Origin of the sequence: Micromonospora sp. NBC_00330, assembly GCF_036136635.1 — a bacterium.
GTDB classification, from domain to species: domain Bacteria; phylum Actinomycetota; class Actinomycetes; order Mycobacteriales; family Micromonosporaceae; genus Micromonospora; species Micromonospora salmantinae.
On record NZ_CP108012.1, the window covers coordinates 2,627,613 to 2,639,859 of the forward strand.

8 protein-coding genes are annotated in these 12,247 nt (G+C 68.0%); 6 read left to right on the forward strand and 2 right to left on the reverse strand.

The features are described 5' to 3' along the window. The first annotated feature begins 39 nt into the window (after nt 1–39). From OG598_RS11680 to OG598_RS11690, 3 genes are all read left to right on the forward strand, one after another. Nucleotides 40–987: a DUF2637 domain-containing protein gene (locus tag OG598_RS11680; protein WP_328654428.1), complete on the forward strand. Its 948-nt coding sequence runs from the start codon at nt 40–42 to the stop codon at nt 985–987. An 867-nt stretch (nt 988–1,854) separates the two neighbouring features. Next, a complete protein-coding gene (locus OG598_RS11685; RefSeq protein WP_328654429.1) occupies nt 1,855–2,256 on the forward strand; it encodes a hypothetical protein in 402 nt (133 codons plus the stop codon). Then, nucleotides 2,253–2,429: a hypothetical protein gene (locus OG598_RS11690; RefSeq protein WP_328654430.1), complete on the forward strand. Its 177-nt coding sequence runs from the start codon at nt 2,253–2,255 to the stop codon at nt 2,427–2,429. Before OG598_RS11685 ends, OG598_RS11690 begins: the two co-directional genes overlap by 4 nt. Nucleotides 2,430–2,677: 248 nt before the next feature. Here OG598_RS11690 and OG598_RS11695 read toward each other — a convergent pair whose 3' ends face one another. Both OG598_RS11695 and OG598_RS11700 read right to left on the reverse strand, forming a co-directional pair. After that, nucleotides 2,678–7,726, reverse strand: a complete 5,049-nt coding sequence (locus OG598_RS11695) for a serine protease (RefSeq protein ID WP_328654431.1) — start codon at nt 7,724–7,726, stop codon at nt 2,678–2,680. Next, nucleotides 7,707–8,030 carry a trypco2 family protein gene (locus OG598_RS11700; RefSeq protein ID WP_328654432.1) on the reverse strand — a complete coding sequence of 108 codons (324 nt, stop codon included), beginning with the start codon at nt 8,028–8,030 and terminating at the stop codon, nt 7,707–7,709. The genes OG598_RS11695 and OG598_RS11700 overlap by 20 nt, the downstream gene beginning before the upstream one ends. A 1,225-nt stretch (nt 8,031–9,255) precedes the next feature. Between OG598_RS11700 and OG598_RS11705 the strand changes: the two genes are divergently transcribed. The 3 genes from OG598_RS11705 (at nt 9,256) to OG598_RS11715 (ending at nt 12,238) form a co-directional block, all read left to right on the forward strand. Continuing rightward, entirely contained in the window at nt 9,256–9,948 is a 693-nt protein-coding gene (locus tag OG598_RS11705; protein ID WP_328654433.1) for a hypothetical protein, read from the forward strand. Between the two features lie 51 nt (nt 9,949–9,999). Next, nucleotides 10,000–10,722 carry a hypothetical protein gene (locus OG598_RS11710; protein WP_328654434.1) on the forward strand — a complete coding sequence of 241 codons (723 nt, stop codon included), beginning with the start codon at nt 10,000–10,002 and terminating at the stop codon, nt 10,720–10,722. Nucleotides 10,723–10,870: 148 nt separating this feature from the next. Further along, nucleotides 10,871–12,238 carry a hypothetical protein gene (locus tag OG598_RS11715; RefSeq protein ID WP_328654435.1) on the forward strand — a complete coding sequence of 456 codons (1,368 nt, stop codon included), beginning with the start codon at nt 10,871–10,873 and terminating at the stop codon, nt 12,236–12,238. The last annotated feature ends 9 nt before the right edge of the window (nt 12,239–12,247 follow it).

Consider the following 12,247-nt stretch of genomic DNA (forward strand, 5'->3'; position numbering starts at 1 on the left):
CAGCTACCGCGATGCCGTTGGCGAGAGAGGGCGGGGCCGGTGAGCGTCGACCTGGAGGCCGTCGCGCACTTGGCGAGCCGCGACCGGCGACTGGCCCGCCAGGTCCTCTCCGCCCAGCAGGCCCAGGCCGCCGAGGAAGCGAGGATCGCCGCCGCTGACGCCGCGATGCAGCGTCAACTCCAGGCAGCAGAGCGGCAGCAGCACCTCGCCGCCCAGACCCGCGCCACCCAGCGCCGCGAGGCCGAGGAGAGAGGCGCCGATCAGCGGGCCCGCCGCGAGGCCCGCGCCCGCGCCGCCCGGCAGCGGGCAGCGCGTTGGCGGCACCGAGCCGCTCCGCTCGTCGGGTACGTGCGGGGGCACGCCGATGACGTCTACGCCGCGACCATGTACCTGCTGGCCGTCGGTGGCGCCGTCTACGGACAGATCACCGCAGCCCAAGCCCGCGGCTGGCCGATGCTCGCTGGGATCGTCGTCGCCGTCGCGATCGAGGGTCTGGCACTGGTTATGGCGCTGACCGCGCAGAAGATGCGCCTCGCTGGGGAAGCCGCCCGCACCCCACGCGCCCTGACCTGGCTCTGCGCCGCTACCGCCGCCGGCATCAACTACCTCGGCCACCAACATGCCAGCCGCGTCGGCGCCGGGCTCCTCGCCGTCCTGTCCCTCGCCGGGATCGTGGTCTGGGAGATCCGCAGCGGTGCCCGACACCGCGTCGAACTGCGCCGCCGCAGGCTCCTACCCGATCCGCCGGCCGCGTTCGGCTGGCGCCGCTGGCTCCGATACCTGCCCAGCACCGCCGCAGCCTGGTCCGTCGATGTCCGCGACCGTGTCAGCCCCCGCGCCGCCTACCTGCTGCGGAGGGCCGCAGCCGAACGACAGGCCCGGCGGACTGCCGCGAGGCGCAACCAGGTCCGCCGGCTGGCACGCCGCACGGTCCGCGCCGCCGCACGGCGGGGTGACACCGGCGCGGTCCTCGCATCTCTGACCTAGCTCGCCGAACACGGCACCAGCCGCCCGGTCCCCGCCCTACCCCACCCACAGATCCACCATGAGACAGGACAGGTCCCGGACCAGTCCTCATCACCACAGGACCGCGCCTGCACCGAGCCGGACCCCACGTCTGCTTCAGGGCAAGCATTCCCGGCGCAGGACCGGACCCGGCCGGCCCCGGACTCTGCGCTATCTGCAGGGTCAGACCCGGCAGCGCGGATGGCCCCGGCGCAAGACCGGACCGCGGTCGACAGGGACCGCAGTGAACAGGACCACGGCCACGATCTCCCGGACCAGGTCAACGCCGAGTGGTCTTCGCAGCGGACCTCCACCTCGCCCTCGATTTCCAGGGACACCGTCGCAGCATCGACCGTCGAGGCGGACGACCGGGTCGGGGTCCGGAGCATCGGCGACAGCGGACCGGCTCCGCGCGAGATGCCCTCGCGGGACGGGGCCGACCGGCTACGGCCACGGCCGATCCCCGACGTTAGGGACCTGATGGACCCCGGGCGTCGAGTCGCGGACCGCCTGAGCGCTCACGGCGTGACGCTGTCCCGGTCGGTCCTGATCAAAGGGCTACGCACCGATGGGGTCCGCGTTTCTACCGACCGCGCCACGGCGCTCCTCGCGGCGCTCAGGGCCGACGGACCGATCAACGACGCGGCAGTCCTCCCGTCACCGCAGGACTAGGCAAGCCCTTGGTCCCCGGCGCCCGGCCAGCGTCTCGCCGACCGACGCCTCTCACCCTCCACGCGGCCCAGAGCGATGCCCGCCGCCGCGACAGCACGAAGTCCCCAAACAGCCTCCAGGAGAAGCACTGCGATGCCCGACCTTCACCCCACTTCGACCAGACCGGAAGGGCTCCCGATGAGCGGCCACATCCGCCACCCCCGCGACCCGCGCCAGTCGGTGTGCGGCGTACCCGCCGCCGACTTCCGTCGATGGGAGACCGAAGCCCCACCTCGCACCGGCTACACCTGCGCAGACTGCTACACCCTGCTCCCCGAAGCCGCCCGACCCGACGACGCCAACCACCGGCCCGACGACCCCACCCTCATCGACACCCTGCGTCAGATCGTCGCCAACCGGCAACACGCCAAGATCAACGGCGTCTTGGTTGACCTGTGGTCAGCCAGCGTCACCATCCTCATCTGGGACCGGCTCCGCCCCGACAACCAACAACGACTGCTCACCCTGCCGCCGCACGAGCTGATCCTTCGCTGCATCGCCATCTACACCCGCCTCACCGAGAAGGCAAACAGCCGGTGACCGGCGGCCGACCGCGGCAGTGGTTCCACTTCGGGCCATGGGTCTTCGACATCGACGCAGCCAAGGCTCTGATCGCCTCGGCACCCCGGGACACCCTGCCCCTCGACGTCACCACCTGGTCGACCGCGTACGGCCTACTGACGGCATACGGGTTCCAGTGCAGAGTCCTGTAGGCCAATTCTGCAGAGGCAGGGACGCGGAACACTCGGGACGCTGCGCCGGCGGGCGTGCCCGGCGACCCGCGTCCGCCATTAACTGCGAGTAGTCGGTCGCCGTGGGCTGGCACCCGAATCGCGGCAGATCCGGATGCCGCTCTGCTTCTGGGCGAGGGCAATCAAGGTGACGGAACTGCCTACATCGAGCCGCTCCGCATAGCGGTGATGAGCAGCGCCGCGACCAGTTGAGCCTCGATCGTAGCCAGTTAGTCCGCGAGGTCGGCCACCCTCGTGTCACCTGCCACGACAAGACAGTCGACAACTCGCTGCCAGCGGGCAATATGGTCAGGAGTAGCGATATCAGGACGCCGTTCACGTAGCCATTCCGGCAGACTGTGGGTCAAGGCGCAGCTTTCGCCGGCGCCGGCAACGATGCGCTCGATCCAGATCAGGCCCTGCTCGATCTGGTCGGAGACATCAAGTTCGCGTACGGCGACAACGAGATGGTCGATGCTCATTCGCGAACGGGGGACCGCCCCGAGCCAGCAGTTAACTTGTGGTGCCCATGCCAGCAGGTTCCGCCAGCGGTAGGGTTCTCCGGCAAGTTCGATCGTGAGGTAGCCCCACTCGGCAGCAGGATTGGGAATCAAGGCAGATTCGACATAGCCGCCCCACGATTGTTCGAGGAAGAGACTAGGGTTCGCCTGAGCTGCGTCGATGATCTTGTCCATGATCTTGGGCCAGAGGCGCTGAGCTTGTCGGCCGACCTCCACCCGTTCCTCGGCGGCTGCGGCGATGGCCTTGAGCGCCTCAGCGAGGGGTCGTCCCCGGCCGAGGTAATTGTGGACATAGTCGAGCACCGGCTCATCGCGGCCCCCGATGGCCTGCAAGAGCGCCGCGCGTGCTGCCACGAGCGCATCGCTTTGGCTGTGGTGATACCCGTGCTTGCTCGCTAGCATCGCGCGCTGATGTGCCGCGACGAGCGACCGTAGAGCTTGCTGCGCGTCCTCGGCGGAGCAGGCCGGGCTGACCGCTGCGGCACCGGTAGCGCGCAGGGCGGCCGTGAGCCGCGAGACGAGGATGTCGCCGCCGGTCAACGCGTCGAGTGATCGGGCGTTCGGTGGGTCGAGGGCGACGACGGGGCGGCGTTGCTCTTCTCGGTCCCAGGGCCCGAGGCTAGAGCGAAGAAACGATTCGGTGACCAGATCGAAGGCCACGCGATGGTGGCAGCGGCCGAATAAGTGGGTCGTATCGCATGGCGACGCCCAGACGTCATCGAGGCCGCGGGCGTAGGCGAGCCGAGTCTCGTTTGCGCCGTGGACGGCGACCGCACGACTGAGTGCGATCAGTTCGTCGAGGCCGCCGACGTCGAGCACACCTAGCGCGGACCGAAGTTCGACGGCTGCGGGCAGCAGAAGGAGGGGCAGGGCCCGACCCGCGGACCGGTCGGCACCGTAGCCGAACACCGTGTCGTCGTCGATGTCGTCGCGGGACGTGGTGGCTGCCGCGACCTGCAGCAGCACCTGAGCGCTCCAGATGAGGTCGTCATCGGAAACTGCCGCTCTGGATGTTAGGTGGAGCTCCAACGCAGACGCTGCGACGGCAACAGGGCCGTCTATGGACAAGGCACGCGGCTCAGGAGGGTTCTCCCATATTGCCTTTGCGAGGAGGAGGTCGGCGGTGAGTGTTTCGGTGTCTACGTCGGGTGCCCAGCCGCCCTTGTCGCGGACGTGTGCGTGGCGGACGGTGAGGCCGATTGCGTCGCTAGTTCTGCGAAGGGCTTCATTGGTCTCTCCAAGAACCTCTTCGACTTCGGGATCGGATGTTTGCTGAATCAGGAAACCTTTGTCATGCGGGGTGACCTCGTAGGTGTTTCGATCGAGAGCAGCCGCCCAATTCTGGACCGTGGCGAGATATTGACGGGCAGCGGCGGAGGCCTCGTCACCGACCCGTGCCCGGGCGTTGGCTCGTAGCTGCTCGCCGACCGCCTTGAGTTCCGCAAGGCGGTCGGTCTCTGCGGACAGCGTCAGCGCCATGCTCGTCTCGCGCAGACTCCATGTGCGGCGCTCGGGGTTCGATAGTTCAGGGACACGCGCGGCCAAACCGCTCGACCGTTCTTGGGACGAGCGCGAAAACTCGAGCTGCCAGACCGCCGGCTCGACGAGAAAGGGATCCACAGCGCCGCCCACAACCTCGAGATGCCGGACGAGAACGCCGAGCGCGAGTGCAGGCATCGCCAGATTGTGGGCGTCTTTGACCAAGATCGAAGTAAGTGCCTGCGGAGGGACACCCGCCCGGATGTGCTCTTCCGTGACGAGTTCGAGCGCCTGGAGCGCGCTCATACATGGGTAGGGACCGACCCCGGTCCCGCGGTACCAAAGCCAGACGTGGCCGTCACCGACATACTCGCGTGGCTCTCCGATGATCGACAGGACTTGCTTGCTCTCGTCGTCATCCTCGGCGGATGACCCATGGCGGAGGCTGGAGAGCTGGCGGACACGGCACCGCGCAGCGTGGTCGAGCATCCGGTTGAGCAGCGACACTCCCTTCAAATAGTCCGCCCTGAAAAGCGCGAGGAAGGGCCCTTTCGCGAAGTGGGCGAGAGGTCCTAGCGCGAAGAAGGCGTGGTCGCGAATCCCGTCGTCGTGGAGCCCACCGTGCGATTCGTAGCCGTTGTCGTCCTCGTCAGGCTGGTCGATGTAGTACTCGGCAGCGAGGTAAACCAGCAGTTCCGTGCTGTAGCTGGCAAGGCTATGACCGGCGAGCAGCGGTTCCACAGCGTGGTCAAGTGAGTGCGGCTCGTCCTCCGCGATGCGCCGGAGGATCGCCTCGCCGGCCTCGCCTAGGTCGGGGCCGAGTAGTGCGAGGTGCTCAACTTGCTGGTCGTTGATCCATTGGTAGGGCCGATGCCGTGTTCGACTTGGCCCGCTACTGCCGCGTCGCGATATGCCCGATGAATCGAAGATATTGAGTCTTTTGACTCGAGCCTCGTCTTCAGCAACCTGTTCCGGAGTTCGTGCGGCGAGTTCGGCGCGGCGGGCCGCTTCCTGCTCATCGAGGGCCTGCTCGTTCGCCCGGCATTGGTCGACGATGGCGCCGCAGAGTTCGATCCGCAGCGGATGTCCCCTAGGTATCCTGCGTAACACCAATGTCCGGAGCCAGTCCCGGACCAGTTCGTCTGCTTCTCGCCGTATGGCGGACGGTGTCCCGGCGTCCAGCAGCCGGGCGATTACGGGCTCGGCGGCGATGGAATCCAGCATCCCGTCGCGTCGGTGCCGGGTGTTCAAGATGCGGATTATGCGAGCGGTGCCCTGAGCCCTGTCCTCGGTCAAGACGGGCCACGCGTCACGAAGAAGCACAGCGAGGTCAGGCGCCACGAGCAGCGCCTCCGTGGGGATGTCAGACCATCGCTCGCCGCCTCCGGATTTCGCGATGGCGTTGAAGCCCGCTTGGAGCCCAGCGAAGCGACCGGCCCGGGGATACGAGAGGTCGTCGGGCGCAGAAAGCATGATCTCGCAGGCGAGCCGGGCGGATGGCAGCGTCCAGCGGGCGGCACCCGCGGCAGTCAGGGACGCCGCTGGGTCTCGTTCGGCGAGTAGCAGCCGCGCGACGGAGTAGGCGCGGAGCAGGTCGTGCCGGAACGACGGGACTCGCTCCCAGGGCAGGCTGCTGGCTGGCTGCAACAGTCCAGTTCGGCGTAGTCCGTCGACCGCGTCGTGATCGAGCCGAGCGAGAAGATCGTCGGTATCGCCCTTATGCAAGGCGTAGTTCGCCAAGCTCAGCATCGTGTTTTCACGGGCGTCCGGCGTTCCCTGATCCCTGCGGCCGGAGTTGCGCACGAGGTGCTGCCAGACGTGGTCGAGCGCTTGTGACTCGCTAAGAGGCAGGCCGGGGTCTCCGGCCCGGCCGAGAAGGTCGACGACGATGGGGCGGCGCAGTAGCTCGCGTGCGCGGGGGTTGTCGACGAGTCGCCGCAGAGCGGGGAAGTGCGCGGCGATGTCATTGAGCTCGACGTCGTTAAGGCCGGCCACGGTGAATTCGCGGGGGCCCTCGGCGCCGGATCTGAGCAACTGTCTTACGACAGCGATGCCTTCTGTCGACGTGACAACGGCCGCCTGAACTCCTGCTGTCCGGGCCGCGCGTACGCAGTACAAGAGGATATCCTGATGATCCTCAACGGCAGCCTCCGCAGCGTCGATGACGAGAAGCCGTTCAGGAGCCGTCAACTCACTGAGCAACTCCTCCAGAGGGCTCGAAAGCAGCGCAAGTAGTTCAAGCTGGCTTGTGGGCAGATGTCGTAGGTTGAGTGCGACTGCCTGACGGTCGGCGCCGAGTTGGTCGGGCGCGATAGCGTCCATCACCAGCGCGCTCTTGCCGACGCCAGAGTCGCCCACGACAATGATGTCGCCGTCGGCTATCAGAGCGGCCTTCAACTCGTCGCGCATACCGGAGCGCGGCAAAATCAGCTCGTTGGACGAGCCTAGGGCGAGGGAACGGACGACTGTCGCCCGAGCTTGTTCGTCCAAGGCTAGGAGCCGAGTCCATCCCTTCGGCGCCGGCAAGACTACGAGGTCGGCGGCGCTGGTAACCCCCAGCCGGCGCCACCAAGCGGTCGGGTCAGGCACACCGGTGCCCCACTTCGGGTAGTCCGGTCGAGGCTCGAGGAGGGTGATGGGCGCCATCGTGATGGACGATTGCCCTTCCCTCAGAGCATGCTCGATTACCACGCCGACCAGACGCCCACCAGAGATGACTGGCCCACCGGACATGCCCGACCAGGCCGACTCGTCCAACACACGATCCTCCAGGGCGCGGTGCCCAGGGGACTTGCGTACTTGGACGGTGGCCAGGCCGGTAACAAGCTTGGCGAGAACGGGGATCTCCCCGATAACGTCGACGACCTCGCTTACGACTTCAGGCGACGGCTGCTCAGCGAACCACGGGTAACCGTAGGCGTGACAGTCGATCGACGACTCAGCAGTGGCATCCCGGTCGAGACGTGCCAGTTCGAGCGCCGGAAATTCCGCCCACGCACCGTCGATCTCCACAAGTGCTAGATCCGGTGCCGGCCCGAACTCCTGACCGACGAAGCGAGAGTCCAGCGACGCGTCGTACAGGTCCTTGTGGACCGTACGGATCCGGACCCTCAAAGCGTCGGCCACCACATGGGCCGCGGTGAGAACCGTACGGCCAGCCACGATGCATCCGGACCCGTATCGGTACCGCGGGCTCGCATCCGCACCGAGGTCGGCGATGACCTCAACGAGTCGAGCAGCCAAAGAGACGTCCAACCGCTCAGCCCTTGAGCTCGTCACCCGAACTGGCGACCTTCACCGGCCGCCCCGAGCGGTCGATGGGACTGCCGAAGACCACCGTGACCTTTTGCTCTTCTGCACGCTCCCGGCTGCCGCCACCACCCAACTCGACCTCGACGATCGGGACCTTGAAACCAGCCTTGCCCTCGGCGGAGCGCGTCGCCGTCACAGTCAGCTCGACCGTCATCGACTCCACTGGCAGCTGAATGTCGCTGCTGGAGCCCTTCGCCCGGGCCTCGAGCAACTCGTCACGCAATGCCGCGATCGCCTCTGCCAGTCCGATGCCATCCGAAGCCTTTGTCATACATTCGACCTTCGCGCCGTGCCGTCAGTGCGCCTAACTCTAGCCCCGCGAAACCGGGAGGGCCGGCGCCGTCCACCGAACGTAAGGATCTGGGTGGACCCCAGGATGCCTCCGCGCCCCTTCAATGCCTATGTGCAGATGCACTGTCATCGGCAGATCCGGACGCCGCCGGGTCGACATGCATCACCCTTTGTAGTCGATCTTCTCGGTGTGCGACGAGGTCGGCTCGGCTGTCAGGTCGTCGCTGACCTTACGGACGCCGATGGCCGCTGTGTACTCGGTGGCTTACGCGGCTTTGCACTGCAACTCGTACGCCGACACCTATCCCGCCTCGACAACCCGAATCCGCGTAGAGCGAACCTCATCGGCCCAACCAGCAGCGCCCTGAACCGGACCTTCGCCCTGACCACCGACCTGAGCACACCCACTGGTCGTGGGGCAGATCCACATCACCGGCCAGCCGCCCCGCTGCTCATTCGACGGGGCACACCGGCTCTACTGAACCTGGCGCAAACGGGTGCCACAGCTACCCACCTACCTGCTCACCACCGCAGAGACTGGCCAGATCAGGGCGACGCTAGACAGCGCACCCAGGGATCTCCGAGCTGCCCGCTTTCGATCGACGGCATGGCAGGCGCTGGCACCTGCGCTTATAGCAGCCGCAGCCGTCGCCGGCCTTGGGCTGGGTGCAGGTGCCGCAGCGGGGCCCGCACGCGCTCTGCAGCGACGGTCAGCCGGTGTGCGTGCTGGCCCTCGATCCTGACCGGCCCCGGCTGGCTCCGCAAGGCCCACCGTCGCAGCCGCTCGTGATCTTCGAAAGTCGGTTGGGTGGGCCAGTGCGGGGCTGCGCCGATCGGCCGGCCGGGCGGATCGGGCCAGCATCGCCCATCCGGCGACCCCGCCCGCTGAAAGCAGACCGGGGTCGGACGCCGATTGACGCTGCCCCGCAGGCACCGAGCCCGTGATGCAAAGCGCATCCCAGCGAACCAATCCGTGGGTTACACAGCACCCTCCCGACCGTCATCCCTCTGCCGTGCAGCTTCGCACCGGCAGCGAGATCCAAGGCGGCGAATTGCTGATCACCACGCACACGCCAACGACCTGCGCCTGTGGCCGAGTACTTCACGGCCGGTCACACCAGCCGCGAAGCGCTGCTCGGCATTACCGCCCACCTGATCGCCGCCGGCCGGCGACCCGCTCACCTCAAGAACCCTTGGAAGCACCCATGACTGAACTTCACACCGTGGCCCTGCCTGACCCATACGGCGAACTGACCCTCACCCAGACCCCGAACCTCACCAGCGGGCAGGTCCGCTACGTCATCTCCGGGCGCCGCGCCAGCGGCGCCTTCACCATCGAGCCCGCCTTCGCCGGCGAGGAGTTAATCCCGACCCGGATCTGGGTCCGCTGCGGCCATGAACCCGCAGACCAGTTCAACACGGGCCCGCTCATCAATCGGCCGGTGATCAACGGGATCACCATTGCGGGCATCGTCGACTTGGACCCGGATCAGCAGGAGCCGGTCCGGCGATGGCACCTGACGGTCTACCGCGCCGGCAGCACCAGGGTCGCTGACCTGGTGCCGGACAGGACCTCGGAGTACGCCGCCGCAATCATCACTGTCCTGCGCGCCATGTGGGCCACCCACCCACTGCGCCAGACCCTCGTCACCACCTGGGCGCGGCTGTGTGCCGAGCAGCGCGCCGAGCACCTCCTGCGAGACGAGTTGGCGCACCGCTACCGCAGACGCGACCAGCTCGCCACAGAGATCCACCACTACGAGCGGCGCGTCGCCGACCTTCGCACCCTGGCCACGGCCGGCGCCGATGCCGGATCGAGCAGCGGCAACGGACAGCCAGCCCTGCAAGCGACACAGGTTGGCACCGCCCACGCCGTTGGCGTCGGAAGCGGGGCCTGACCGATGACTTTCGACGACTTCGTGGAGCTGCCGGGTCTGGGTCGTGTCACGGTGACCGAGGAACGGCGTCCGGGCGGCGTGGTCGCCTACCGCGTTTCGGCCGCTGAGCTGTTCGGCACGATCGTGCTCAAGCCGGACGTCCTGGATCAGCAGCTCGTCCCTGACCGGGTCATCATGCAGCTCGGCGACGGCGAGCATGTGCTCGCTACCCACGTGACGAACCTGCTCGTCGTACGCGGCGTCACCCTCGTCGGCGGCGGCGACGCGATAGACCTCGACACGACATCCTGGCCGCTGCGGCTACGCCTGGCGCCGCTGAAGGCCGCCGACCGGGCGACGGCCGGTGGCGCGGCAGCCGTCCGCCGCGCCGTGGCGCTGTGTCAGCTGCTCGCCTCCCGCTACCGGCGGCTGGACCGGCTCGCGCTGATGCGCGACACCGCCGGGCCCCGCCTCAAGCGCTGGGTGCACCAGCAGATCCTGATCCCGCATCAGATGCACTGCGACACCAGCGAAGAGCTGGCCGCGGCGTACCCCATCGCGGAAGCGCTGCAGCAGTGGTCACCGCTGCCGCTGCTCCCGACGCCCCCAGCGTGCGCGTGCGCAGGTGAGCTGCCATGCGTATCCCCGGACACCTACGTCACGGCTGACGACGAGGGCGACTGGCTGACCTGCCCGACCTGCGACCAGAAAACCGTGATGGTCACGCCCGGGACGAGCGTGGCGGGTCTGCTCGCTGAACACGCCGCGCACACCTGCCGCCCTGACCTGCCCTGATAGCCGTGCCACCGACCGGATCGGCCGCAGCCGGCAGCGGCTCCACACGGCTGTCGACCCATGCCATTCCGTCGAGGTCGTCGCCCCGCCGGCCGGCGCCCCCTGACGACGAGCCGATCCCACCCCGACCGGAGGATCCCTCACCCCGATGTCTCACTCCATCTCTTTCCATGACGATCCATCCCCGGAGTACGGGCCGGATGTCGCCATTGGTACGTCGATCGGCCTGCGGCCTGAAATGGCGTGCCGCGCCTGCCGGCGGATCCTGAACACCTCCTTCGACACGAGCGGCCAGCTCCGGCACCTGCACCCCACCGCCCGAACCTCCTACGACCACGACCCGGACCCCGTCCCGAGCGCGGAGGTGGCCGGGGTGGCACGGTCCTGCGATTTCTGCAGCGACCGATATCCCGTCTTCCGGCTCGACAGCGGCCCCGTACAGGCCCTCGCTCTCGGCGAGGACGACAGCAGCGTCGACGACTTCGGCACCACCTGGTCGGCGTGTATCACCTGCACTCTGCTCGCCCAGGCCAGCAAGAGCGAAGCCCTGACCCAGCGGGCGGTCACCCGGATGGGGTGGGCGGATCCGACGATCGCGGCCGAAGCCGTCCGCGCGATTCATGCCGGTGTCGTGGGGACCCTGCGGCCAGGGCGGACCCTGCTCACCGACGTCCACTGGCCCCACGCCCCGATCACGGCCACGGCGCTGCCGAAGGTCCGTGACCGACTGACCACGCTGCTAACCGGACCAGACCGCATGGACCTGCTTCAGGTCCGCCAGCGGCAGGCCATCGCTGCCAGCCTGCAGGGCGGGCGGCTCTACGCGGTCGACGACGAGTTCACCGACCTCGCCCGCACCGCCGCCGTGGACCTCCCGGCGACCGTCCTCGACGTCGAAGACCTCCCCGCACCCCACGGGCTACTGCTCTGGGCCGCCGCAGTCGCTGGAGGTGTTTGCGCCGCGTCATGGGCCAGCAACAACGACGGCATCCAGATCATCTGCTACCGCGCTATCGGCGGCACCGACAGCATCAACGACGCAACGGCGGTACAGGCGCTGCGGGAACAGGTCGGCTGGCTGATCCCCGTCGACCACCAGCTCATCACTGCCAGGCGGGCCATCACGTCCGCTGACGGCGCGCTCGCGGTAATGGCCGCGACGTGGCTGCTCATCGCCCAGCGCACCGGAGAGGCCGTGTCGGTCCTCGCGAACAGGTCCATCCGCAAGGCGTACGAACGAACGCGGCGGCCCACCCCGGAGGTGCGGCTGGTGCGTATCCGCAGCCGGCAGAACACCAGCCGGCGCGAGACCGGGTCGGGCGAGTCCCGGCAGCCGCAGGCGCAGCGGCAGTGGATCAGCGGCTACTGGCGCTCCCAACCGCACGGCCCCGGCCGTGCGCTGCGAAAGGACGTCTACGTCTTCGCCTACCTCCGCGGCCCCACCGACGCGCCTATCGCCGCGAGCACCACTGTCCGAATCCTCGCCAGCGAACGCCGACACCCGAAACCGCAGTAGAGCGGCATC